26 protein-coding genes and 2 pseudogenes are annotated in these 25,157 nt (G+C 39.1%); 12 read left to right on the top strand and 16 right to left on the bottom strand.

Annotation, left to right across the window (positions count from 1 at the left end):
* Positions 1-212: 212 nt before the first annotated feature.
* A complete protein-coding gene (locus QU01_RS05780) occupies positions 213-443 on the bottom strand; it encodes a YdcH family protein (RefSeq protein WP_000468326.1) in 231 nt (76 codons plus the stop codon).
* A 119-nt stretch (positions 444-562) separates the two neighbouring features.
* Here QU01_RS05780 and alaS point away from each other — a divergent pair, with 119 nt between their 5' ends.
* From alaS to QU01_RS08475, 4 genes and pseudogenes are all read left to right on the top strand, one after another.
* Positions 563-3,106, top strand: a complete 2,544-nt coding sequence (gene alaS / locus QU01_RS05775; protein WP_033762706.1) for an alanine--tRNA ligase — start codon at positions 563-565, stop codon at positions 3,104-3,106.
* A gap of 1 nt (position 3,107) precedes the next feature.
* The gene (gene maf, locus QU01_RS05770; RefSeq protein ID WP_033762707.1) at positions 3,108-3,680 is read left to right on the top strand and encodes a septum formation inhibitor Maf; all 573 of its coding nucleotides are present in this window, start codon (positions 3,108-3,110) and stop codon (positions 3,678-3,680) included.
* 111 nt (positions 3,681-3,791) lie between these two features.
* On the top strand, positions 3,792-4,268 hold the full coding sequence (locus tag QU01_RS05765; protein ID WP_033762709.1) for a hypothetical protein: 477 nt from the start codon (positions 3,792-3,794) through the stop codon (positions 4,266-4,268).
* A gap of 146 nt (positions 4,269-4,414) precedes the next feature.
* Positions 4,415-4,671, top strand: a pseudogene (locus tag QU01_RS08475) (hypothetical protein).
* A 79-nt stretch (positions 4,672-4,750) separates the two neighbouring features.
* On the opposite strand, the gene QU01_RS05755 reads toward QU01_RS08475, so the two are convergent.
* From QU01_RS05755 to QU01_RS08395, 6 genes and pseudogenes are all read right to left on the bottom strand, one after another.
* Positions 4,751-5,755, bottom strand: coding sequence for a formamidase (locus QU01_RS05755; RefSeq protein WP_033762712.1), 1,005 nt, complete (start codon positions 5,753-5,755; stop codon positions 4,751-4,753).
* Positions 5,756-5,920: 165 nt separating this feature from the next.
* Positions 5,921-7,048: a glutamine-hydrolyzing carbamoyl-phosphate synthase small subunit gene (carA, locus tag QU01_RS05750; RefSeq protein WP_033762715.1), complete on the bottom strand. Its 1,128-nt coding sequence runs from the start codon at positions 7,046-7,048 to the stop codon at positions 5,921-5,923.
* Complete coding sequence (locus QU01_RS05745) at positions 7,048-7,599, bottom strand: DUF507 family protein (protein ID WP_001237418.1); 552 nt, start codon at positions 7,597-7,599, stop codon at positions 7,048-7,050. The genes carA and QU01_RS05745 overlap by 1 nt, the downstream gene beginning before the upstream one ends.
* Positions 7,600-7,677: 78 nt before the next feature.
* The gene (locus QU01_RS05740) at positions 7,678-8,925 is read right to left on the bottom strand and encodes a glycosyltransferase family 39 protein (protein WP_033762716.1); all 1,248 of its coding nucleotides are present in this window, start codon (positions 8,923-8,925) and stop codon (positions 7,678-7,680) included.
* Positions 8,926-8,928: 3 nt separating this feature from the next.
* The gene (locus QU01_RS05735) at positions 8,929-9,825 is read right to left on the bottom strand and encodes a DMT family transporter (protein ID WP_080248380.1); all 897 of its coding nucleotides are present in this window, start codon (positions 9,823-9,825) and stop codon (positions 8,929-8,931) included.
* A gap of 49 nt (positions 9,826-9,874) precedes the next feature.
* Positions 9,875-10,091 (bottom strand): annotated as a pseudogene (locus tag QU01_RS08395) (hypothetical protein).
* Between the two features lie 125 nt (positions 10,092-10,216).
* Between QU01_RS08395 and QU01_RS05730 the strand changes: the two are divergent.
* Positions 10,217-10,678, top strand: coding sequence for a hypothetical protein (locus tag QU01_RS05730; RefSeq protein ID WP_033762718.1), 462 nt, complete (start codon positions 10,217-10,219; stop codon positions 10,676-10,678).
* A 94-nt stretch (positions 10,679-10,772) separates the two neighbouring features.
* Here QU01_RS05730 and folP read toward each other — a convergent pair whose 3' ends face one another.
* The 6 genes from folP to QU01_RS05700 form a co-directional block, all read right to left on the bottom strand.
* Positions 10,773-11,915 carry a dihydropteroate synthase gene (gene folP, locus QU01_RS05725; protein WP_033762719.1) on the bottom strand — a complete coding sequence of 381 codons (1,143 nt, stop codon included), beginning with the start codon at positions 11,913-11,915 and terminating at the stop codon, positions 10,773-10,775.
* Positions 11,912-12,568 carry a DNA polymerase III subunit delta' gene (locus QU01_RS05720; protein ID WP_033762721.1) on the bottom strand — a complete coding sequence of 219 codons (657 nt, stop codon included), beginning with the start codon at positions 12,566-12,568 and terminating at the stop codon, positions 11,912-11,914. Before QU01_RS05720 ends, folP begins: the two co-directional genes overlap by 4 nt.
* A complete protein-coding gene (locus QU01_RS05715) occupies positions 12,565-13,107 on the bottom strand; it encodes a HobA family DNA replication regulator (protein ID WP_033746806.1) in 543 nt (180 codons plus the stop codon). Before QU01_RS05715 ends, QU01_RS05720 begins: the two co-directional genes overlap by 4 nt.
* Positions 13,104-14,321, bottom strand: coding sequence for an aspartate kinase (locus QU01_RS05710; RefSeq protein ID WP_033762722.1), 1,218 nt, complete (start codon positions 14,319-14,321; stop codon positions 13,104-13,106). The genes QU01_RS05715 and QU01_RS05710 overlap by 4 nt, the downstream gene beginning before the upstream one ends.
* A 1-nt stretch (position 14,322) precedes the next feature.
* Positions 14,323-14,790 (bottom strand): RNA pyrophosphohydrolase, encoded by a 468-nt coding sequence (locus tag QU01_RS05705; protein ID WP_033762724.1) that lies wholly within the window; start codon positions 14,788-14,790, stop codon positions 14,323-14,325.
* A 159-nt stretch (positions 14,791-14,949) separates the two neighbouring features.
* Positions 14,950-15,240 (bottom strand): c-type cytochrome, encoded by a 291-nt coding sequence (locus tag QU01_RS05700; RefSeq protein ID WP_033762726.1) that lies wholly within the window; start codon positions 15,238-15,240, stop codon positions 14,950-14,952.
* Positions 15,241-15,335: 95 nt separating this feature from the next.
* On the opposite strand from QU01_RS05700, the gene hemW reads away from it, so the two are divergent.
* Entirely contained in the window at positions 15,336-16,373 is a 1,038-nt protein-coding gene (gene hemW / locus QU01_RS05695; RefSeq protein WP_195742657.1) for a radical SAM family heme chaperone HemW, read from the top strand.
* Between the two features lie 51 nt (positions 16,374-16,424).
* On the opposite strand, the gene crcB is transcribed toward hemW, so the two are convergent.
* Genes crcB through QU01_RS05680 form a run of 3 tightly spaced genes read right to left on the bottom strand, consistent with a single transcriptional unit; the run spans position 16,425 to position 17,888 of the window.
* Positions 16,425-16,817 carry a fluoride efflux transporter CrcB gene (gene crcB, locus QU01_RS05690; protein WP_033762728.1) on the bottom strand — a complete coding sequence of 131 codons (393 nt, stop codon included), beginning with the start codon at positions 16,815-16,817 and terminating at the stop codon, positions 16,425-16,427.
* Between the two features lie 58 nt (positions 16,818-16,875).
* On the bottom strand, positions 16,876-17,547 hold the full coding sequence (locus QU01_RS05685) for a uroporphyrinogen-III synthase (RefSeq protein WP_033762729.1): 672 nt from the start codon (positions 17,545-17,547) through the stop codon (positions 16,876-16,878).
* Positions 17,548-17,549: 2 nt separating this feature from the next.
* Positions 17,550-17,888 (bottom strand): rhodanese-like domain-containing protein, encoded by a 339-nt coding sequence (locus QU01_RS05680; RefSeq protein ID WP_000888847.1) that lies wholly within the window; start codon positions 17,886-17,888, stop codon positions 17,550-17,552.
* A gap of 71 nt (positions 17,889-17,959) precedes the next feature.
* Here QU01_RS05680 and QU01_RS05675 point away from each other — a divergent pair, with 71 nt between their 5' ends.
* The 6 genes from QU01_RS05675 (at position 17,960) to purD (ending at position 25,121) form a co-directional block, all read left to right on the top strand.
* Positions 17,960-20,800: an FAD-binding and (Fe-S)-binding domain-containing protein gene (locus QU01_RS05675; protein ID WP_033762730.1), complete on the top strand. Its 2,841-nt coding sequence runs from the start codon at positions 17,960-17,962 to the stop codon at positions 20,798-20,800.
* 40 nt (positions 20,801-20,840) lie between these two features.
* A complete protein-coding gene (locus QU01_RS05670; protein ID WP_080248378.1) occupies positions 20,841-21,545 on the top strand; it encodes a di-trans,poly-cis-decaprenylcistransferase in 705 nt (234 codons plus the stop codon).
* Entirely contained in the window at positions 21,539-22,225 is a 687-nt protein-coding gene (locus tag QU01_RS05665) for an ABC transporter ATP-binding protein (RefSeq protein ID WP_033762731.1), read from the top strand. Before QU01_RS05670 ends, QU01_RS05665 begins: the two co-directional genes overlap by 7 nt.
* Before the next feature lie 443 nt (positions 22,226-22,668).
* Entirely contained in the window at positions 22,669-23,118 is a 450-nt protein-coding gene (locus tag QU01_RS05655) for a hypothetical protein (protein WP_033762732.1), read from the top strand.
* A gap of 1 nt (position 23,119) precedes the next feature.
* A complete protein-coding gene (locus QU01_RS05650; RefSeq protein ID WP_033762733.1) occupies positions 23,120-23,464 on the top strand; it encodes a hypothetical protein in 345 nt (114 codons plus the stop codon).
* A gap of 382 nt (positions 23,465-23,846) precedes the next feature.
* Positions 23,847-25,121 (top strand): phosphoribosylamine--glycine ligase, encoded by a 1,275-nt coding sequence (purD, locus tag QU01_RS05640; RefSeq protein ID WP_033762734.1) that lies wholly within the window; start codon positions 23,847-23,849, stop codon positions 25,119-25,121.
* The last annotated feature ends 36 nt before the right edge of the window (positions 25,122-25,157 follow it).

Genomic DNA, 25,157 nt, shown 5'->3' with positions numbered 1-25,157 from the left:
CAATAAAATGGGAGTTAAAATGATAAAACAAAGTTTCAAAACTCCATTTTTAAAATGATGTAAAGAATATTAAAAATTAATAAAGCTTATGGTGGAAATAAAGTTAAAAAAAACCTAACGCTTTAATCCAAATCAAAGCGTTAAATCCAACCAAGCAATAAAGCCAAAACACCCTTTTAAAAAGCGTTTTAGCGTGTTTTCACCAAGATGACTTAAGCGCGTTCAGATTTTTGTTTTTCTCTATACTCTATGATCATGCTGTGGATTTCATCTTTTAATTTTAATTTTTGTTTTTTCATGTGGCTGATTTCAGCGTCGCTAGCGTTTTGTTGCTCAGCGGTTTTGATGTCGTCATCAAGCTGGTTGTGTTTCTCAAAAATCTTATCAAAATGCGGGTTATTCGCTTTTAACACGCTGATTTCGTCTCTAAATTCATGGAACATGGTTTTCTCCTTTAATTTTGGATGTTTAAAGTATAATAAACTATCTTTTTAAAAAAACAACTTAAAAGAGCTATAAAATAGCCTTAAAACGCGCGATAAAACAACAAAAAGGAATACCTATGGATATTCGCAACGAATTTTTACAATTTTTTCAAAATAAGGGGCATGCCGTTTATCCCAGCATGCCTTTAGTGCCTAATGACGCCACCTTGCTTTTTACCAATGCCGGCATGGTGCAATTTAAAGACATTTTTACTGGGATTGTGCCGCGCCCTAGCATTCCCAGAGCGACAAGTTCGCAATTGTGCATGCGAGCGGGTGGCAAGCATAACGATTTGGAAAATGTCGGTTATACCGCAAGACACCACACGCTTTTTGAAATGTTAGGGAATTTCTCTTTTGGGGATTATTTTAAAGAAGAAGCGATTTTGTTTGCGTGGGAATTTGTAACCAAAAATTTAGGGTTTAAGCCTAAAGATTTATACATCAGCGTGCATGAAAAAGACGATGAAGCCGTTAAATTATGGGAAAAGTTTGTGCCTTCTGGCAGAATTAAAAAAATGGGCGATAAAGATAATTTCTGGCAAATGGGCGATAGCGGGCCTTGCGGGCCTTGCAGTGAAATCTACATTGATCAAGGCGAAAAACACTTTAAGGGGAGCGAGGATTATTTTGGGGGCGAGGGCGATAGGTTTTTAGAAATTTGGAATCTGGTGTTCATGCAATACGAACGCTCTAATGATGGCGTTTTATCCCCCTTGCCAAAGCCTAGCATTGATACGGGCATGGGATTAGAAAGGGTGCAAGCACTATTAGAACATAAGCTCAATAATTTTGATTCTTCATTATTTGCACCCTTAATGGAAGAAATCAGCGAGCTTACAAGCCTGGATTATGCGAGCGAGTTCCAGCCAAGCTTTAGGGTAGTGGCCGATCACGCAAGAGCGGTGGCGTTTTTGCTCGCTCAAGGGGTGCATTTCAATAAAGAAGGCCGTGGCTATGTTTTAAGGCGCATTTTAAGGCGGGCCTTAAGGCATGGGTATTTAATGGGCTTGAAAGAAGCGTTTTTATACAAAGTCGTGGGCGTGGTGTGCGAGCAATTTTCTAACACGCATGCGTATTTGAAAGAGTCTAAAGAAATGGTGATGAAAGAATGCTTTGAAGAAGAAGAGCGCTTTTTAGAGACTTTGGAATCGGGCATGGAATTGTTTAATTTGTCTTTAAAGCATTTGAATGAAAATAAGATTTTTGATGGCAAGATCGCTTTCAAGCTTTATGACACTTTTGGTTTTCCTTTGGATTTAACGAACGACATGCTAAGAAGTCATGGAGCGTGCGTGGATATGCAAGGCTTTGAATTGTGCATGCAAGAGCAAGTGAAACGCTCTAAAGCCTCATGGAAAGGCAAACAAAATAACGCCGATTTTAGCGCTATTTTAAACGCTTATGTGCCCAATGTTTTTGTGGGGTATGAAACGACAGAATGTCCTACTAAAGCCTTGGGGTTTTTTGATAGCGACTTTAAAGAAATAACAGAAGCAAATCCTAACCAAGAAGTCTGGGTCTTATTAGAAAAAACCCCTTTTTACGCAGAAGGTGGGGGGGCTATAGGTGATAGGGGCGTGCTTTTAAAAGATAATGAAGAAGCGGCTATCGTGTTAGATACAAAAAACTTTTTTGGGCTTAATTTTTCGCTTCTTGAAATCAAAAAAGCGCTAAAAAAAGGCGATCAAGTGATCGCGCAAGTGAGCGATGAGCGCTTAGAAATCGCCAAACACCATAGTGCGACGCATTTATTGCAGAGCGCTTTAAGAGAAGTTTTAGGCTCGCATGTGAGTCAAGCGGGGAGTTTAGTGGAATCCAAACGATTGCGCTTTGATTTCTCGCACCCTAAAGCGCTCAATGATGAAGAGTTAGAAAAAGTAGAAGATTTGGTTAATGCTCAAATTTTCAAGCACCTAAATAGCCAGGTGGAGCATATGCCTTTAAACCAAGCTAAAGATAAGGGAGCGTTAGCGTTATTTAGTGAAAAATACGCTGAAAATGTGCGGGTGGTGAGCTTTAAAGAAGCGTCCATTGAATTGTGTGGGGGCATTCATGTGGAAAATACCGGGCTTATTGGGGGGTTTAGGATTGTAAAAGAAAGCGGGGTGAGTAGTGGGGTCAGACGCATTGAAGCGGTGTGCGGGAAAGCCTTTTACCAACTGGCTAAAGAAGAGAATAAAGAGCTTAAAAACGCTAAGATTGCATTAAAGAATAACGATGTGATCGCCGGCATCAACAAGCTTAAAGAGAGCGTGAAAAACAGCCAAAAAGCCCCCGTTTCTATGGATTTACCGATTGAAAAAATCCATGGCGTGAGTTTGGTGGTGGGCGTCGTGGAACAAGGCGACATTAAAGAAATGATTGACCGATTGAAAAGTAAGCATGAAAGATTGCTCGCTATGGTGTTTAAAAAAGAAAATGAGCGCATAACTCTCGCATGTGGGGTGAAAAACGCGCCCATAAAAGCGAACGCATGGGCTAATGAAGTGGCGCAAATTTTAGGAGGCAAAGGGGGCGGTAGAGGTGATTTTGCGAGCGCTGGGGGTAAGGATATTGAAAATTTGCAAGCCGCGCTCAATTTAGCGAAAAATACCGCTCTTAAAGCTTTAGAGGGATAGCATGGAGCTTATTTTAGGCTCTCAATCCAGCGCTAGAGCGAATCTTTTAAAAGAGCATGGGATTGAGTTTGAACAAAAAGCGCTCTATTTTGATGAAGAAAACCTAAAAACCACAGACCCTAGGGAGTTTGTTTATTTGGCGTGCAAGGGGAAATTAGAAAAAGCTAAAGAATTACTTGCGAATAATTGCGTTATTGTGGTGGCTGATAGCGTGGTGAGCGTGGGTAATCGCATGCAACGAAAAGCTAAAAACAAGCAAGAAGCCCTTGAATTTTTAAAACGCCAAAATGGCAATGAAATAGAGGTTTTAACCTGCTCTGCATTGATTTCTCCCGAACTAGAATGGCTGGATTTATCGGTTTTTAGAGCGCGTTTAAAGGCGTTTGATCCTAGTGAGATAGAAAAATATTTAGAGAGCGGATTGTGGCAAGAAAGCGCGGGCTGCGTGCGGTTAGAAGACTTTCATAAGCCCTATATTAAAAACTCAAGCGAGAATTTAAGCGTGGGGTTGGGGCTGAATGTGGAAGGCTTGTTAGGGGCGCTAAAATTGGTGGCTAAAATTGCATCGTTATAAACGCTGTTATTTTATTTTAAAACACTCAACAATACTATTTTCTAGCCAACCCCCCTTGACAAACAAAAAAAACGATACACTCTAGCATTTGATGTTTAAAGGGTTTCTCGCATGGCGCATTTTATTTTTTCTGTTGTTGTGGTGCTTTTATGGTTGGTTGCGTGGGGCATATATCTCGTGTTTGGGAAGGACTTAAAAAGAGAGATGGAAGAGATAGAAAATTCTGATCCCAATCAAAACAATCCTTTCATTACTGCTGCTATGGGTATTGGAGGAGCGGCTATCAGTATTTTTTTCCCAGATACCAAACCAATCGTTGATGGCGTCAAGCCGTTGGCTGAGAAAGGTTTGCAAGAGGCATTTAGAAAAGACAAGCTCACAGAGAGGCAAAAAATTTTAATCTCTAGCTTAAGATTCTTGTCGTTATTTTGCATCGTTGTTGCAGCCATGATAGGCGTGTGTCTCATTTGGAGTTTCAATGGGTGGTCTTTTTGGAAAGTAACGGGTTATTTTCTTATTTATGTGATTGTTTGCTCCGCTTCAACATTTCCAAGTATACCTATTAAAGGTATATTGGATGACCGATAATTGGCTCATGATAAAAAGCAATGTTTTAAGGCTTATCCCTAAAAGATAAACATTAAAAACACTATCCACTGACTGATAAACCCCCTTGACAAACAAAAAAAACGATATACTCTAGCATTTGATGTTTAAGGAGTTGTCATGGGGTCTTGGTCTCGTATTCTTTTATCAATCTTGGTGGTGGTTTTGGGATTAGTGCTTACTACCATGCTCATAAATTGGCATGTTTAGTGGGAATGATCTGTTGTGGCTATGGCATTATTATGGATTTTAGCGCTTTATCATCTACAATGTGGTGGTGGTCTTTATCAAAAATAACATGGTTTTGTGTGGGCTATATCGCTTTATGGGGGCTTACGCTTATTATGGGTTTTTTACATGCTCTACAATAGAAGATTATTCGTAAAAATTGATTGAAAAAATTAAAATAGGGGGGACGCTAGAACCTTTAAAAACAGGTTCTAGCAAAAATACAAGGTTAGGGATTATTTCCCAAAACGCCCACCGGTGGTAGGGTAGCCATAAATAGAGCCATCTTTGATTTTCATGTGATCTTCCCAAGGCAATTTGTATTTACCAGAGGCTAAGTCTTTGATGTAGGTTAAGCCTGCGTCATGTTCTCCGCCCGGTTTAGCCACATACCCTCTATGGCCTAGGTTGTAAATGTTGTTTTCTAAGCCCCAGCTTAAGCGGGCGTTGTCTGCCATTTTAGGATAGATTTCACCGGTTACAATCTCCCAAGGGTTGCGGTGCCCTTGAACAAGAGTCGTGCCATCAAAGTTACAGATTTGCCCCTCGCCAAAGTAGTAAAAGACATTATCATAGCCGGCTAAATTCACGCTCACGGTATACATCAAATTGTGCCATGCGTTGGAGCGGTTGGTCAAAATCCACTGATCATTGACTTGAGTGCTATAGCCTGAAATGCGGATATACACATTGCACCCTTTATAGGCCGCTTCTCTAGCGAGCTCTGGAATCATGCCGTCATGGCAAATGCACACGGCTAATTTTGATCCGCCCGGACCCTCGCACACAGGCATTCCTAAATCCCCAGGATACCATGGCTCAATAGGATTCCATGGGAATAGCTTGCGGTATTTTAAAATGATTTCACCTTGCGGATCAATGATGATGGCGGTGTTGTAGGGGTTTTTGTTAGAATCAGGATTGCGTTCCATGATTGAAAAAACACCATAAACCTTCGCCTCTTTACACGCTTGAGCGTATAGCTCTGTCTCTTTACCCGGGACATCTAACAAAAACTCTTCACTGAGCCACTTAGCGGTATTCAAACCTTGCGTGCTATACTCAGGGAAAATGATAAGCTCCACTCCCGGATACCCCGCTTTAGTCGCATGCAAGGTTCTAATAATGCTTTCAATATTGTGATCAATATCCTTACGGCTATTGACAATTGGCACAGGAAACTGAATGGCTGCCACTAAAAACCCTTCAATAGGTTTGCCCATACTACCGATACTTCCCATAATAACTCCTTCTAAAAGTTTTGTCGCAATAACAATAACAATTATTGCGAGAGAATGCTATTGCAAGAGAACTAATTTAGAGTAAATGCGAGATTTTTTGATAAAAAGATTTAAATCTATTTTTAAAGCGCTTTTCAACCTTTATGGGTGTTGTTTTAAAAACCCCTAAAAGCCCTTTAACAATTCCACAAATTCCTTAAAAATATAGTGGCTCTCTTTGGGGCCGGGGCTGCTTTCTGGGTGGTGCTGGACAGAGATAATGGGAGCGTTTTTATAACGCACGCCCTCAATGGTGTTGTCAAAAAGATTGCGGTGCGTGATAACAGCGATTTCTTCAATGTCTTCAGGGACGCAATAGTTGTGGTTTTGCGCGGTGATTTCCACGGCGTTTGTTTCTAGGTTTTTAACGGGGTGGTTGCTCCCATGATGGCCAAATTTGAGCTTGTAAGTAGGGTAGCCTTGCGCGATAGAGAGCAATTGATGCCCTAAGCAAATGCCAAACATGGGGATTTTAGCGTCAATGAGTTGTTTGATTTCTCCAATTTCTTGCTGCAAACTCAAAGGATCGCCCGGCCCGTTAGAGAGGAAAATCCCGCTAATTTCTTTTTTTTCATAGGCCTTAATCAGCTCGTTAGCTTTAGTGTGGTGCGGGTAAATAAGGGCTTTTAACCCCACATTTTGAAGCTCGTTTAAGATATTGCCCTTAGCCCCAAAGTCCAACACCGCGATAATTTTATGAGAGGTTTTTTCATCAAAAGGCTTGTAATCTAGGGTTTTGAAATCAAAAGTAGTGCGCTGGTGTGTGATGATTTTTGGCGTGGAAACGCTAGACACTAAGGGGGAGTGAGAAATTTTAGGGGCGTTTTTTAAAATTTCTTCAAGCTTGTTTTTGTCATGCTCTATCGTGGAAGCGACCATCATCAAGCACCCATGATGGCGTAAGGTTTTAATCAAGCTCCTGGTATCAACGCCACAAATCCCTAAAACGCCACGCTCTTTCAAATAAGCGCTCAAGCTAAAATCCGCCCTTGAATTAGAAAAAAATTCGTTGTAATGGCGCGCTAAAACCCCTGCGCATGAAAAAAAGGATTCATCATCTTTAGAATTAGCGCCCACAACCCCAATTTCAGGCATGCTAAAAACCACGAATTGCCCCTTATAGCTAGGGTCGCTAATGACTTCTTGATAGCCGCTCATAGAAGTGTTAAAAACAAGCTCGCCCGCTTGCGTGCCGCTAGCCCCAAAACTTTGCGCTTGCAAAAAAAGCCCGTTTTCTAAATAGAGAGAGACCATTATAAAAAGCCCTTGCGCCTTAATTCTTCTTCATAGAGCCTTTCAAACACCAACTCGTATTCATCGCTCCCTACGGGCAGTTTGCGTTTGTAATGCTTGATTTTTTCATGCACTTCATTTTCAATGCTTTCATACGCTTTAGAATAGGTGTCAATGGATTTGTAAATCAAATTCCTTATCAAATTTTCTGACACGCTAAACATGATCAAATCTTCATCTAAGATTTTATTCAAAATCTGGTGCGACAAATCGTTGCACCTTTCTTCCCAAAACAAATGGAAGCCCTCTTTTTGAGCGATCTGTCTTTTAATCATCCAAAAAAGCTGCCTTTCATCCATCCGCATGAATTCTATCTCATCGGTGTTTTCTTCTAAAAGCTCTCTGGCTTGCTCATCTATGGCGTTTTCTTTTTTAACGCTTTTTTCCAAAATCCCTTCTATCAATTCACACAATAATTCTCTAGGGGCTTTTAATTCTAATAATTTTGAATGGATAAAGTCGTTGGCAATCTTATGGCTTATATGGTTTATATGGGTTAGTTTGAGTCTCATGATTTTTCTCGCGTATTTTATTTATTTTTAGAGTGTATTTTATCGTTTTTTAGATAAAACGCTTTTTAAAGAATTAATTTAATGGCGCACCAAACTATAGGATTGTAGAATTTTATCAGCGTAGATGATTGTAATATCAGGGCGTTTTTTAGAAATCTTAGTGTTAATGAGCCTTAACCTCCCCCCTTCTTTAATGCCATAGAATTGGAGCCTTAAAGCGAGTTGCTTATCGTTAGTGCGGATTTGATGGATGCCCCTTAATTGCAAGGCTATAGCGACTTCTTTGGCTAAGAAATGCCGGTTTAATAATTTTTCATTAGCGCCAGAAATTTTACTCCCCCATAAAAAAAGCGTTTCAGTGAGCATTAAAAGATACAAACTAAAAACGCGCAAATAATATTGCCCCCTAAATTCCTTCAAACGCACCCTAAGGCTATTTAAAACGCTTTTAATGAATAGGGGCAAACCGATTAACGCTAAGGGGGCGAAAGTTCTTAAATCTATCTCTTGACGCATGCTCAAAAGCAACGGGAAAAGCCAACCGCTCGCGCTTATAAAGGCTAGTAACGATGGCTTTTTATCCAAAAGGGCTTTATAGAGCGTATAAGGGTAGTAGAGGAACAATAAGGGCGAATATAAAAGCATGAGTTCTAAGCATGTGTCTATAAAATACCCGCTAGGCAAGCCCTTATTGAAACTCCCGCTAAAAAGAGCGGTATTCACGCCTAAACCCACCAAAGCAAAAATCGTGCTCTTAAAATAGCGTCTTCTCAAAGCGTAGGTAAAAACCCCTAGTAAAAGCGGGATAAACGCGCCGTCTAAAAACGCGCAAGCGCTGAGGGTTAAATAAGGGATTTTTTGGGTTTTGATATACAAATAGCTAACCAAAAGCCCAAGGCTTAACACCAGCACGCTTTTAGCCAGTAAAATCGCAAAGAGATTCACTCCAGGCAACAAAGCGTAAGTCAATACCACATAAAGGGCGTCTTTAGGCTTTTTTAAGATCTTTCGCCCTATCAAATAAAATAAAAACATGTTAATGAGATGAGCGATCAAAAAAGGCAATCTTAAAGCCAAATCGTTTTGGCCTAAAATGGCGGCGCTTTTTTGAGCGATTTGAACAAACCATGCATTGCTATAAAAAAAATCCTTCGCTTCATTGTAGCTGATAGAAATTTCTCCACTCATCAACAGCCCCAAAGCCAGGACTAAAAAAACCATGATAATAAAGACTAAATCGCTTAAATCAAAGCTTCTTGTTTTTTTCTCTGGATAAATAAAATAGCGGAAATATAACAGAGCGCTTTGTAAGGGGCTTAGTTGCATGACTTAAATTTTTTTTAATTCTTTTAAAAGAGCGGGTAAAGCAATGAGTAAACCTGAACATAAAATCAAAACCACCCCTAAAGAGCTTTTAAGATCCAAAAATTTATCGCCCAAATACAGCCCAAACAACAGCCCCCAAACAATGCGGGTGTATTCAATGGGGGCAATGATCCCAGCGGGCGCGTTCATGTAAGCATAAGTTAAGAAATACTGCCCTAAAGTCCCGCTAATCCCTATTAAAGAAATCCATAAAATGTCTTCTTTTCTAGGAATATGAATGCCTGTGGATAAAAAAGGAATATCAATGAACATGCCTATTAATCCAAGAAGGCTCATGCCAAAGGCGAACGCTAAAATCACGGCTTGCTTGTCATAATATTCCCTCAAATCCCTTAAAGTGATATACGCCAAAGACACAAAGATCCCGCTCAATATTCCCATAAGAATTTCAACCGGCCCCACATTTTCCACGCTAGGATCGGAGATCAGCACCACCCCCACTAGCCCGATGCATGCAGAAATTAACGCACTTCTTTTGAGCTTTTCTTTCAAAAGCAAAGGGGAAAGAAGCACCGTATAAATAGGCGCGCATTGCGAGAAAGCCGTCGCTGTAGCGAGCGAAATTTTTTCAATATTATAAAAAAACGCTAGCATGGCTAAACCCCCCACAACGACCCTAAAAGCGAGCTTTCTAAAACCGCCTTGTTTGTAGCTTTTTAAGCGGTAGGGTTTGAAAGGATAAATAAATAAGAGTAAGAGCGTCATGGTAATGGAGCGGTAAAACACGTTTTCCATAGGGGAAAAATAATCCGCTGTGATTTTAACAAACGCGCTCATGATCCCAAAGCATAAATTCGCCAAGAGTATCATTGAAACGCCAAACAAAATGGTATTACGCATGCCTTTTACCCATAAAGATTTTTAGGGTAGTTTAACCTAAAATCTCTAATTAAGACTTAAAGTTTTTAAGCTCTAAAAGCATAAAAGTTGCATTGATTGGTAAAATCATGTTATAACAATGTTCTAGGAGTTTTACCTTTTGTTTTGTCTAGAATCATTCTAGAAGCTTCAGCATTTCAAACTCCTTATAGAAATATGAAAACATAAAAACACGAATCCTTTTTGAAAATAAACTCCTAGACCCTTTTAAAGGGTTTGAACGCCACTAAGAAAACTCTTTTAAGCTTTTCAAGTCTCTTGTTTTGTTAAAAACCCATGCTATGAGGTTCAATCTTATTAGGGAATGGATTTTGCTTAATATTAGCGTAAAATTCAATTTCAGGAAATTCGCATGGCTGTTTCTTCTATCAATCAGTTTGATTCTAACCTCTATGGGCTTTTAAACGCTAAAAGCGCTCCTAAAGAAGACCTAGCTCCTATTGAAAGCGTAGAAAAAGTAGAGCGAGAAAAAAAGGACGCTCCAACAGAAAACCTCCCCTTTGACCCTGACAAGCGAGAGACTTACGGCTTTTTGGTTTTAGAATTGATGAGCGATAGAGAGTATGAGGCTTTTTTAAGGGCCACGGCCGGAATGGATGAGAGCCAGAAACGCTTGGCCGCTCAGTCGCTCTATAGTTTGACGGATTTTTATAACGGGAAATTCTCTAAAGAAGTGGAAAACGCCCCCAAACAACCGGTGAATGGCTTACACAAAAAAGCCTTTCAAACCTTTAACGCCACCAACCACAACGATTTTTTGCAACGCTATCAAAACGCTTACAACAACCCTTCAACCATGGATGTGATCCTTTAAAGATTAGGGTTAATCAAGGATTGATCATCAAAAACGCTTTTTAGCGTTTTGATGATAACCAACGCCCAATGGGATCAAAGCTAAAAATTTCGGTTTAATCCGTTTCTTCCAAACTCTTAAACACTTTGATTAAATCTATATGTTCATCAATGTCATGCACTCTTAAAATGCTCGCTCCATTTTGCAGCGCCATTAAATGCAAACTCAAAGTGCCAGCGAGCCGGTTTTGAACTTCACGCCCGGTGATAAGACCGATCGTGTTTTTACGACTCGCTCCCACCAATAAGGGTTTTTTGAATTTGAGAAAGTGGCTTAAATGCTTGATTAAGGCCAAATTATGCTCTTTTAATTTAGCGAATCCAAACCCAATATCTAAAATAATATCTTGAAGCGCGTATTTTTCTAAAACCTCTAGTTTTTCTTTAAAAAAACGATCCATTTCATCAAATAAATTGTGGTAAAAAACATTTTCTTGCATGTCTTTGGGGGTTTTTTGAGTATGCATTAAAACGCAAGTGGGCTTGTAATCTTTGGCGACTTCTAGCATTTCAGCGCTATTAAAACCGCTCACATCATTAAGGATGGAAAAATAATGCTCTAAAGCCATTTGCGCAGTTGTGGCATGGTAGGTGTCTATGCTGAATTGAGCGCATTGGTAGAGTTTTTGGGATTTGATTTCTAATAAAATTTCTTTTAAGCGATCTTGCTCTATTCTTGGATCAATGATTTCACTCTCTGGCCTTGAACTGGCCGCGCCTATATCAATGAGCGTGATACCCTTTTCTAGCCATTGATAGATTTCTTCAAGCGCTTTTTTGCTACTAAAACGGCTCTTTTCATAGAAACTATCCGGCGTGAGATTCAAGATTGCCATGATCTGTGGGGCGTTAGGCTTAGAGGCTTTGAGGTGGCTTTTTAATTCTTGCGCTAAATGTTTAAGCCCAAAGGGTTGGGAATGGCACTTAACAATAAGGCGTTCTAATTGCTTAGCGCTCACAATCAGAACCCCATCATAAAAAGGCTCTTTAGCTAAAATGCAATCTCTTGGCGTGGCAAAATCGCCCCCAACGCTTATGGCCTCTTGCTTTAAAATCAATGTAGCGCTTAAGGGCAGGCGTTGGATTTCAAAAACAAAGCTAACGCCTTTTTGGTGCATGCGATCTTGCGCGATCTTTTCTGGTCCTATTTTTTGCAGAGCGTTTTTGAGCGCATCAGGGTTAAGGCGTTTTACAATCATGGCGTTTTCTTTTTAGATAAAAGGCTTAAAAGCAGGGGTAAAAGATTGTAGCTGAGCTTGTAATAAGAGCTGTTAGCCTTGATCGCCAAATCAAAGGCTTGCAATTCTTGCTCGTTTAAGGGGATCTTATGCCTGTTAACGCTCTCTAACAAGCTTTCAATCCTTTCTCTCTGATTTTCTCTGGAATCAAAATTTTCTTTGTCTAAATTTTTTAAAAACGCATAAATGTCTTTCAGATCTAGCTTGGATAAATCCAAATCTAAAGGTTTTAGGGGGATTTTTTGGCGCTTGTCTTCTTTGATTAGGCGGGATTTAATGGTGGCTAACACATGGTTTGGGCTTTTAGCGAACATGATAAAACAAACGTTATTCGGGGGTTCTTCTAAGATTTTTAAAAGCGCGTTTTGGGCTTCTACGCCATAACTAGGAGCGGCGATTAAAAAAGCGTTCAGTTCGCTGTGTTTTAGGTGAGCCTTTGAAATCACTTCTTTGGCATGCTCTATTTTAAAATCCTTGTTAAAAGTTTTGATCACCTTTTTGTCTTTTTCAATAATCTCCGTGTAGAATTTAATATGATTTTTAAAAAGGCTTGCGGCCTCTTCTAGGCTCTCTTCAAGATTGTCCGTATAAATAAGGCGGTTGGAGTTTTTCACAGAGTAACCTTATTGTATAGCGCGCTAAAAAGCGCGTTTTCAAAGAGTTTGAAGAGTTGCAATAATTTATAATCTAGCAAGCTATCATGCTCTTTTAAAAGCAAGCAATCTTCTTTAAGCTCTTCAAAAAGCCATAAAAAACTAGGGATTTTACTCAGTAGTAAGGTTTTCAAGCCTTCATTTTCAATTTTCCCAACATGCCAAAACATGGGGTTTTGATAAGTCATCTCTATGGTGGCCAGAGAGAGATTCGCATCGTTTTTGGGGTAGAAAGAAGAAGCGTTAAAATCAATGACGGACAATAAGGGGCGCTCTTTTAAGTCTTTGGGGTTGAGATTAGAAAGAATGTAGTTTAAAAACCAATGCCTAGAAGAATCCGCGCTCACCAACAGCGATCCGCCATTAAGCACATGCGAGATGGTTTGCGCGATGAGTTTGGCGTAGCTTGATCGCTCTAATTCCAACCATCCGCTTTGTTGGGCGATAAACTCCCCTTGATCGCGCGCAAATTCCTTGATCCAGTCGTAGAAATTTTTCATTGATCTAATTGATACACCGCATGCAAGGTTCTAACCGCTAATTCAGCGTATTTAATATCAATCAAAACCGAAATTTTAATCTCGCTTGTGGAAATCATCATGATATTGATATTGTCTTTGGCTAGGGCTTTAAAAGCGACGCTCGCCACCCCAGAATGCGACTTCATGCCCACGCCCACTATGGAAACTTTAGCGATATTTTCATCATAATCAATGGAATCCATTTGCGCTAAAAAGGGCTTTAAGGCTTGCTTGGTTTCTTCTATTTGGGTTTTAACGATCGTAAAATCCAAATCGGTTTTGCCGTCTCTGCCGATCGTTTGGACTATCATATCCACATTAATGCGATATTCCGCTAAAGCACCAAAGATTTCAGCGGCAATGCCAGGCCGATCTTCCACGCCCTCCATGCTCACACGAGCCTGATTCTTATCCAATGCGATCCCACTCACTATAGGGGTTTCCATGCGTTCTCCTTTAAAGTCTTTTTCAGCGACAATGAGCGTGCCTTCGCTATGGTTAAACGAATTGCGAGTCACTAATTTCACGCTGAGTTTTTTGGCTAATTCTACCGAGCGGTTCAATAAAACTTTAGCCCCCATAGAAGCCAGTTCAAGCATTTCATCATAGCTGATTTGCGCGATTTTTTGAGCCTTTTCTTCAATGCGTGGATCAGTGGTATAAACGCCATCCACATCCGTATAGATTTCGCACAAATGCGCTTTTAAAGCCCCGGCCAAAGCGACCGCGCTCAAATCGCTCCCCCCACGCCCTAAAGTCGTTGTTTCGCCTTGAATATCAGCGCCTTGAAACCCAGCGATCACCACAATGTAGTTTTTTTCTAAAAGCTCTGTGATGCGTTTGGTGTCAATGGATTGGATCACAGCGTTTTGAAAATGCGAACTGGTTAAAATGCCCGCTTCTTTCCCGCTCAAGGAAATGGCTCTATGCCCATACCTCTCTAACGCCATGCTCAAAGCCGCGCTTGAAATCCATTCCCCCGTGCTGACAATCCTATCCATTTCTCGCTTGTTAGGGTTGTGGCTAAAATTCTTGCCAAACTCTAAAAGCCTATCGGTTTCGCCACTCATCGCTGAAACCACCACCACCACCTGATGCCCTAATTTAACGCTTTCTAAAACCCTTTGAGCGACATTGTGGATCCTTTCTATGCTGCCCATGCTCGTGCCGCCGTATTTTTGAACGATTAACACCCTATAAATACCCCTCTCTTTTGAAATAAGCGATGACTTGGCGGTACACTTGGCGTTTGAAAGGAACGATTTTTTTAAGCAAATCCTTAAGATGGATGAATTGATAAGCCCTAAATTCTGGCGTGTGATTGTTCAAATCAATGTTGTTAGCATGCTTTAGGCGCACTAAAAAATAGCGTTGTTTTTGCCCGTCAAACGCATAGAATTTATGCTCCATATTGCTTGGGAAATCATAGGCGATCCATCTGGGGTATTGCGCCAAAATCTCTATTTCATTCGTGCCAATTTCTTCTAACAATTCTCTATAAAGCGCTTCTAAAGGGGTTTCGCCCTCATCAATGCCCCCTTGGGGGAATTGCCACGCCCCTTCAATATCTATGCGCTCAGCGATAAAAATTTCGCATGTATTAGGGTAGTCTGGCGACATGATAATGGCCGCAACGTTAGGACGATATTTTTTATGTAGCATAGGTCTTTATTTTAGCTCTTTCTTGTTTGATTAAGATGGTATTATAGTGTATGCTGGCTTTAAGTAGGGTTAAGAATGCCATTAAAATCAAAATTAAGAAAAAAGGGCTTGAAACTCATTTTAATAGCGCCCAAATAACGCTATTAAAACTGAGAGAGTTTATTTGAGAGTGGGGATGTATTTGGCTAAAGCTTTGATGTCTTCATCGCTTAATTTTTTAGCTTGTGCGGTCATGACAGGATTCTTGTTGACACCGCTTTTAAAATCCATAAGATCTTTTTCAATTTCCGCTTCAGTCATCATGTTGACGATTTTGCTTTTGCCTAAAGCTTTCTTTTCAAACTTAACCCCATGGCAAGCGGCACAACTTTTTGCAAGGGCTTTAACATCGGTTGCCATTAAAGCGTTTGCGAACGCCAAAACGCCTAAAGCCATAATAACCTTTTTCATCGTTTGTCTCCTCTACTTATCAAAATGATCTTAAAATGATACAATTACAAGTTTAAGTTTTGCTTAAAGATGAAGTGAAAATGAGAGAAATAAATATGATTTTATACATTCATATCCCCTTTTGTGAAAATAAATGCGGTTATTGCGCTTTCAATTCCTATGAAAATAAGCATGGGCTAAAAGAAGAATACACTCAAGCGTTGTGCCTGGATTTAAAGCATGCCTTAAGTCAAACTGATGAACCAATTGAAAGTATTTTTATTGGCGGCGGCACGCCTAACACTTTAAGCGTGGAGTCTTTTGAAAGGATTTTTGAAAGCATTTACCGCAATGCGCGCTTGAGCTTGGATTGTGAGATCACCACTGAAGCTAACCCCGAATTGATTACTAAAGCTTGGTGTCAAGGCTTAAAAGATTTAGGGATCAACCGCTTGAGTTTAGGGGTGCAAAGTTTTAGGGAGGATAAATTGTTGTTTTTAGAGCGCCAACATTCTAAAAATATCGCCCCCGTGATAGAAACTATTTTAAAAAGCGGGATTGAAAATGTCAGCATTGATTTGATTTATAACACCCCATTAGATAATGAAAACTCTTTAAAAGAAGAACTAAAACTCGCTAAAGAACTCCCTATCAACCACTTGAGCGCTTACGCTTTGAGCGTTGAAAAAAACACGAATTTAGAAAAAAACGCCAAAAAACCCTCAAGCGTGGATTTTGACAATGTGGTAAAAGAGGCTTTAGAGGGCTTTTCTTTCAAGCAATACGAAGTGTCTAATTACGCTAGAAATTATCAAGTCAAGCATAATTTAGCTTACTGGGGGGCTAAAGATTATTTAGGGTGTGGGGCTGGGGCTGTAGGCTGCGTGGCGAATGAGCGCTTTTATGCGAAAAAACTCATAGAAAACTACATTAAAGACCCCCTAAAACGCCAAGTTGAGACGCTTAATAAACAAGACAAGCGCTTAGAAAAGCTGTTTTTAGGCTTGAGGTGCGTGCTAGGGGTTGAGCTTAGTTTCTTAGACGAAAATAAAGTAAAGTTTTTGATTGAAGAAAATAAGGCTTTCATTAAAAATAACCGATTGGTAGCGAGCGATTTTTTCATGGCCGATGAAATGGCTTTGTGGCTGTTATGATTGTGGGCTTTGCTTTAATCAAGCGTTAATGAAAACGCTAAAAAGCGTTTTTTAATGAATGCCTATAAAATTTTTAGCTAAAAACCAACCGATAGCTACCCCAATAAGCCCTAAAATGTTAGTGCCTAAGACATAAGAAATGGCTTCAAGGTATTGGGATTTTTGCAAGAGTTTTAAAGTGTCTAGCCCATAAGAAGAAAAGGTCGTAAAACCCCCTAAAACCCCGGTAACAAAGAAAATCCCAAAATCATCGCCAAAAACTTTTTTGGCAGCCAAATGCCCCATAAAGCCGATGACAAAACACCCTATGAGATTCACGCTAAAAGTCCCTAAAGGGAAACTTTCAAACGTTAAAAATTTACTGGGCATTATTTTGCCCACAAAATACCTCAACGAACTCCCTATAGCCCCCCCTAAAGCGGCCCATAAAAAGACAAGATTCATGCATCATCCTTTAGAAAAACCATTGAGAGCATTATAATTAAGATATTTTTAACATTCCTTAACTTTTCAAATTTAAAGCCAGTTCTAAACACGCTTCTAAGGAGGGCTTTTGAGCTATATAGCTTTGAATGCCTTGTTCTTGTAAATAATGAGCGGTCGTGTTGCCAATGCTTATGGCGGTGTAACTTTTTAAAAATTCAAAATAGTGTAAAAAGGCTTTTACATGGCTTATGGCGGTGAAAATAAGAACGCTCTTTTCTTGGGGTTTCAGGGCGTTTTGTTCGCTTAAAGTCAAATGTTTGAGCTTGTTTTCATAAACAACGGCTTGTTGAAGATTAATGCCATGCTCTAAAAGAATAGTGTCTAAAGGAGAGGCAATCTCTTTTGCCCTGAGATACAAAACGCTTTTTTTTTCCAATAAAGGAAGGATTTCTTTGGCGAACTCTTTGCCATGGGCTTTTTCCCCTATAAAGGCAATTTTAAAATGGTGATCTTGTAGAGTTTTTGCGGTGGGTTCGCTCAAAGCGTAAGCAGGAATGTTTTGTAAAATTTTGAGTTTGGGGCTGTTGTTTAGGGTTTCTAGCAAGGAAAACACCGCATTTTTAGAAGTGAAAATCAAGGCGTTAAAAGGGGTTAAATCCAATTCTAAAGGATAGTAGCGCAATTCATTTAAAATGAGAGTTTTATAGGGGGCGATTCTTTGAGAATGCACCCATACAATCTCCCTCATGCCTAGTTTTTTTTATCGCTCAAAGAGGTATCATCATAGACCATTCTAAAGCCGTATTTTTCAAAATCATAGACATTGCCCTCTAAATAATAGGGCGTATAGCCTAGTTCGTGCATGCTTTTAGCCGCATCTAAAGCCCTGCGACCAGCCCTGCAATGGAGCAACACTTTTTGATCTTTGTGCTGAGATAAAAAATCAGCGAGCTTTTCTTGGTCATTGACGCTGATGAGCGTAGCGTTAGGCAAATGCAATTCTTCATATTCGTCCAACTCGCGTACATCCACGACAATAAAATCATTGAAATTGACTTCTTCTAAACTGATCGCATAATCTTCAAGCATGTTTATCCTTAATTTTTAAAGTAAGGTTATGTTACAATGATTTGATAAATAGGAATGTTTAAGGAGTGCGTGTGGAAGAAAATTATCATGCTTTTTTTACCGAAGCGAGCGGGTTTTTAAACGAGCGGATCTTTAAGGATTATTTACGCCGTTTGGCTTATGGCATTGACGCGTCATGTTATCGTTATATCCCTAAAATAGTCGCTTGGGTGAAGAATGAAGAAGAAGTCCAAAAGCTTTGTGTTTTAGCCAAAAAGCATGGCGTTACATTGACTTTTAGAGCGGCTGGGAGTTCTTTATCAGGGCAAGCGAGCTGTGATGGGGTGCTAGTGGTGGTGGCGCATTTTTTCAAAGACGCTCAAATTTTAAATAACGCTCAAAGCATTCAGCTCTCATGCGGAGTCATAGGAAGCCATGCGAACGCTCTATTAAAACCTTACCATAAAAAAATAGGCCCGGATCCTGCTACGATAAACACCGCTATGATAGGGGGGATTGTCGCTAATAACGCTAGCGGGATGTGTTGCGGGGTGGAGCAAAACAGCTACAAAACCCTAAAATCCTTAAGAGTGATTTTAGCTGATGGCACTCTTTTAGACACGGCCAATCAAGAGAGCGTTGAGAATTTCAAAAACGCGTGCAAAGATTTGATTGAAGGGGTTTTAAACTTAAGAAAAGAAATATTAGAAGATAAAGAATTGCATGCTCTAATCAAGAAAAAATACGAGATCAAAAACACCACCGGCTACAGCTTAAACGCTCTCATTGATTTTGAAGATCCGATTGAAATCATCAGCCACTTGTTCATAGGCTCCGAGGGGACTTTAGGCTTTATTTCAAGCGTGGGATTAGAATGCGTGAAAGACTGCGCTTATAAAACTTGCGCGTTATTGTTTTATGAAAATTTAGAGCAATGCGCCAAAGCCGCTCAAATTTTAGCCGCTTTAAAAGCCAAACAACCTGAAATGATTTCTTCAGCAGAGCTTATGGATTATGCGTGCTTAAAAAGCGTGAAAGGTTTGGAGGGCATGCCTAGCGTGATTTTAGAAATCAAAGAGCCTAACGCATGCTTACTCATTCAAAGCGAAAGCGATGATCCTTTAATTTTAGAAAACAACATGCAAGCGATTTTAAACGCCTTGAGCGCGATACCAGTCGTTTTAGATTCTCAAATCAGCAGTGATCCTAACATTTATCAATCGTGGTGGAAGATCAGAAAAGGCATTTTCCCTATCGCAGCGTCAAAAAGAAAAAGCCAAAGCTCTGTGATCATTGAAGACGTGTGCTTCAGTCAAGAGGATTTTGTAGAGGGGGCAAAAGCGATTGAAGGGCTTTTAAAAAAACATGGCTTTAAGGATAATGGCATTATTTTTGGGCATGCGTTAAGCGGGAATTTGCATTTTGTCGTTACGCCGATTTTAGAAAATGAAGCTGAAAGAAAAGCGTTTGAAAATTTAGTTTCTGAGATGTTTTTAATGGTGAGCAAAAGCTCTGGCTCTATTAAAGCCGAGCATGGCACAGGCAGAATGGTAGCCCCTTTTGTGGAAATGGAGTGGGGAGAAAAAGCCTATAAGATCCACAAACAAATCAAAGAATTGTTTGATCCTAATGGCCTTTTAAACCCTGATGTGATCATCACAAACGATAAAGAAATCCACACTAAAAATTTAAAGAGCATTTACCCTATTGAAGAGCATTTGGACATGTGCATGGAATGCGGGTTTTGTGAAAGGATTTGCCCCAGCAAAGATTTATCTTTGACGCCACGACAACGAATCGTTATCCATAGAGAGGTAGAGCGCTTAAAAGAAAGGGTAAGTCATGGTCATAATGAAGATCAAGTTTTATTAGATGAGCTTTTAAAAGAGTCTGAATATTTAGCGCATGCCACTTGCGCGGTGTGCCATATGTGCTCTATGCTATGCCCTTTAGAAATTGATACCGGAAAGATCGCTTTAAATTATTATCAAAAAAACCCTAAAGGCGAGAAGATCGCTTCAAAGATCCTTAATCACATGCAAACAACCACAAGCATGGCTCGTTTTTCTTTAAAAAGCGCTCGCTTAGTTCAAAATCTCATAGGCCCTCACAACTTAGTGAGCCTGACTAAAGGGATTAAAAAGTTCATCAAGCCCTTCCCTAAAGCCTTTCATTACATGCCCAAAAACAACGCCTATCCTTTAGAAAATAAAACGCTTAAGAGCGAAGAAAAAGTCATTTATTTCAGCACTTGCATCAACCGCTCGTTCGCTCCATCAAACAAAATGGCGGATCAAAGATGCATTCAAGAAGTGTTTGAATCTTTATGCCAAAAAGCCAAAGTTTCTGTGGTGTATCCTAATGGATTGGATGCACTTTGTTGTGGGAAAGCCTTTATCAATTACACCGACTTAACCAAGCAAAACAATGAAAAAAACCATGCGATTTTTTTACAATTAAGCGATGAGGGAAAAATCCCCATTGTTTTAGACCATAGTGCATGTTCGACGCATTTTTTCAAGCAAATGAAAGCTTATAAGGATTTGAAAGTCTATGATTTGAGCGTCTATATTGAAGAAGTTCTAAGCCCTAAATTAAAATTCAACCCCATTAACGAAGACATAGGGCTATACACGATGTGCGCTTTAAAATTAGAAAATAAAGAAGAGTTGTTATTCAATTTGGCTAAAAAATGCACTTTGGGCGAGATTGTTATCCATAAAGAGACGGGTTGTTGCGGCTTTGCGGGGAATAAGGGCTTTTTCACCCCTGAACTCAACGAGAGTGCTTTAAACGGCTTTCAAGAATTTTATCAATCCTATGATCTTAAAAGGGGCTTTTCCACTTCTAGCACTTGCGAAATTGGTTTGAGTGAAAAAACCCAATTTGCTTGGCAGCATATCGCTTATTTAGTGGATGCTTGCACGCTTTAAATGGTGTATAATTAAAGAATTTCTTTAAAGGGTAAAGGCATTGGATAACACTCTCAAACACCTTGCCATTATTATGGATGGTAATGGCAGGTGGGCTAAATTAAAGAATAAAGCTAGGGCTTATGGGCATAAAAAAGGCGTAAAAACCCTTAAAGACATCACGATCTGGTGCGCTAACCATAAGCTAGAATGCTTGACTTTATACGCTTTTTCTACAGAAAATTGGAAACGCCCTAAAAGTGAAGTGGATTTTTTGATGAAAATGCTTAAAAAATACCTTAAAGATGAGCGATCCACTTACTTGGATAACAACATACGCTTCAGAGCGATAGGGGATTTAGAGGGCTTTTCTAAAGAATTGAGAGACACGATCTTGCAGCTTGAAAACGATACCAGGCATTTTAAGGATTTTACGCAAGTTTTAGCCCTTAATTACGGATCTAAAAACGAGCTTTCAAGGGCGTTTAAAAGCTTGCTAGAAAACCCGCCTAGCCATATAAGCCTTTTAGAAAGCTTAGAAAATGAAATTTCTAATCGTTTAGACACGCGCGATTTGCCGGAAGTGGATTTATTGTTACGAACAGGGGGGGAAATGCGCTTGTCTAATTTTTTATTGTGGCAGTCCAGCTATGCGGAATTGTTTTTCACGCCGATTTTATGGCCTGATTTCACCCCTAAAGATTTAGAAAACATCATTAGCGATTTTTACAAAAGAGTGCGCAAATTCGGGGAATTAAAATGCTAGTAGAAATAGAGAATTTGACTAAAACTTATGGGAGTTTAAAAGCGTTAGACAATATCAATTTAAAACTACCCAAACAGCAATTTATAGGGCTTTTAGGCCCTAATGGGGCGGGTAAAACCACTCTGTTAAAAATTTTAGCCGGATTGAATTTGAACTATCAAGGGGAAGTGAAAATTTTAGATCAAAAGATCGGCATAGAGACTAAAAAAAGTGTGGCATTTTTGAGCGATGGCGATTTTTTAGATCCTAAATTAACGCCTTTAAAAGCGATCGCTTTTTACAGGGATTTTTTTAGCGATTTTGATGAATCAAAAGCCCTAAATTTACTAAAACGCTTCAGCGTGCCTTTAAAAAGAGAGTTCAAAGCCCTTTCAAAAGGCATGAGGGAAAAATTGCAGCTGATTTTAACTCTATCGAGAAACGCTTCTTTGTATCTTTTTGATGAGCCGGTGGCTGGGATTGATCCTATCGCTAGAGAAGAGATTTTTGAACTCATCGCTAAGGAATTTAGCCAAAACGCAAGCTTGTTAGTCTCTACGCATTTGGTGGTGGATGTGGAAAAGTATTTAGACAGCGCGATTTTTTTAAAAGAAGCCAAAGTGGTGGCTTTTGGGGGTGTGGGAGAATTGAAAAAAGGGTATAGCAGTTTGGAAGCGGCGTATAAAGAAAGGTTGAAATAAATCAGTAAAGGATTTCCTATTGAGTGATAATATTTTAAGAAATACTAAAAGCGTTTTTTATAATAATATAAAAGATTTTGACGCTAGTTAAATGATAACTTCTTAAAAAAGCGCTCTTTAGGGTTAGGGGGGTTTAGTTTGGGGTTGTAGGTGGAATGAGTTTTACTATTAAAAATAAAATCTAAAGTCATGTCTAATCATAACAGATGGCTTGATTGCTAAAGATTGTATTGTTGCAGATGAAGCCTAAGATTGAATTGCGAGTTATCGCTTTGTTGGTGGTGAGATCTTTAGAAAAAATCTTTTTAGTAATACTTATGTTGAGTTTAGGTTTCGTTGAGTTTAGGTTTCATTAAGTTTAATGGGGTATTAAAATTAGAGATGGTTAGAATTTTTGTCTTATTCTATTTTGGTAGAATATAACTTTTTACAAGGAATTACGCATGAATAATATTTGGTTTCAGTATAAAATTGGCAAGCAACTAGATGAATTAGAAATTGAAGATTCTTTATGTCTTTCTTTATTCAAATCTCTTGAAAATTGTATTAAGTTTAAAAAACTTAGCAATATTGGATTAAAGGAAGCAGAAGTTAAAAGAGATACTGAAATTTTAAGAGAAAAAAATCTTAAAGAAGAGCGTAGGCAAAAAGAAGAGCAAGAAAAAAAATCTCAAGAGAATTTTCAAAAGTTTTTAGAATTTTGCAAACAACAAAATCGTGTTCTTAAAAAATTTGATAACACCAATTTTTCGTTTGAATGCGATGAGCCGGCTACAAAAAAGCCCTTAGAAAACCCTACAAACAACATTCTTAACTCCAATCATCAAAATACACAGCCACAAAACAATACTAAAATGTTTGATTATTTTGATAATCCTATGTTTAGGTATTGAAGTGAAAAAAGCATTATACATAACAAGCAAAATAACTCTTTGGTTATTGGTGCTTTTAGGTGTTTATGCTTTAGTGATCTTTGTTGCACTTAAAACCTATTATCAAAATAAAGGCTATAGTATTTTAACATTTGGAGTAATTATAATGACAGAAGAAACCTATGAAGCCTATCTTGATACGAATATTAAACAATCGGAAGAGATAAGAAATCAAAAGCTTAATAAAGCATTGGAATTGTGCAAACAATCAGGTCTTGTCCTTAGAGCGTTTGACGGCAAAAATTTTTCATTTAAATGCGATAAAACCAATCGCTCCAATAATCCTAACGAAAAGATAGATCCTTAGAATTTGAATTTTTTCTAAAAGATTAAGAGCAAAAAATTAGAAGTTTGAACGCAATTGAAACCTTAATGCCCATACCCACGACTATAACTCCTTTCGTCGTCTATCTCTTGATTGTGTTTTCTATGCTGTATAGTTTTACATGGAATTTCTTTAAAATTTAAGTATAATTGTAAGCATCGCCTAGATGATTCGTGTTTCTTATTGATGGCAAGTTCGTTGAAAAAATAAGTTAGGCTAAGGTAGTGGTTTTTGTGTGATGGCATTTTTTAAATCTGCCCCTAAGAAAATCCTCCTAGCCTTATTAGTGTAGGTTTGTTGAACTTATGCGCATGTAAAAGTAGCGGTCATCTGGGCTTAAAAACAACCACATTGCAGGAAAGACATGAAAGATAACAATAACTATAATGTTTTAATTGTGGGGAATAAGGGGCGAGAGTATGCTTTGGCTCAAAGGCTTCAGCAAGATGAGCGAGTGAATGCTTTGTATTTTTGTTTGGGTAATGGTGGCACTCAAGATTTAGGCGAAAATCTGGAATGCGAACATTACGAGCATATCGTGGAATTAGCCCTGAAAAAACAGATCCATTTAGCCATCATTTCAGAAGAAGAGCTTTTGGTTTTAGGGCTTACAGAGATGCTAGAAAAAGCGGGTATTTTAGTGTTTGGGGCTTCTAAAGAAGCGGCTAAGTTAGAAGCTTCTAAAAGCTATATGAAAGCTTTTGTTAAAGAATGCGGTATCAAAAGTGCGTCTTATTTTGAAACAAACGACTTAAAAGAAGCTTTGAGTTACATTCAAAACGCTTCTTTCCCCTTAGTGATTAAAGCGTTGAATAAAAACACAAGCATTGTCCATCAAGAAGAAGAAGCGATAAAAATCCTTGAAGACGCTTTCAAACAAAGCAATGAGCCTGTGATCATAGAGCCTTTTTTAGAGGGGTTTGAGCTTTCAGTTACAGCACTCATAGCCAATGATGATTTTATCTTGTTGCCCTTTTGCCAAAACTACAAACGCTTATTAGAGGGGGATAACGGGGTCAATACAGGAGGTATGGGGGCCATCGCTCCTGCAAACTTTTTCTCTAATGAATTAGAAGAGAAAATAAAAAATCATATTTTTAAACCCACTTTAGAGAAACTTCAGGCTGACAACACGCCTTTTAAAGGGGTTTTACTCGCTGAAATTGTAATCATAGAAGAAAAGGGTATTTTAGAGCCGTATTTATTGGATTTTAGCGTGCGTTTTAAAGACATTGAATGCCAGACGATTTTACCCCTTTTAGAAAGCTCGCTTTTAGATTTGTGTTTGGCTACAGCCAAAGGGGAATTACATTCTCTTGAATTGGTGTTTTCTAAAGAATTTGTGATGAGTGTGGCGCTTGTTTCTAGGAATTACCCCACTAGCTCTTCGCCCAAGCAAACCCTTTATATTGATCCGGTTGATGAAAAAAAGGGTCATTTGATTTTAGGGGAGGTGGAGCAGGATAATGGCGTGTTTGAAAGCAGTGGGGGGAGGGTGATCTTTGCCATTGGTAGGGGAAAATCCTTATTAGAAGCCAGAAACCATGCTTATGAAATCGCTCAAAAGGTGCATTTTGAAGGCATGTTTTATCGCAAGGATATTGGTTTTAAGGTGTTAGATTTGAAAGAATATTCTTGAAGTTTAAGACAAACCAAAGAGTTTGTCTTGTTTGTT

Origin of the sequence: Helicobacter pylori SA221C (genome assembly GCF_000476855.1) — a bacterium.
GTDB lineage: Bacteria > Campylobacterota > Campylobacteria > Campylobacterales > Helicobacteraceae > Helicobacter > Helicobacter pylori_DK.
The sequence above is the reverse complement of the archived record's forward strand: the minus strand, read 5'-3'. Positions and strand labels throughout refer to the sequence as shown.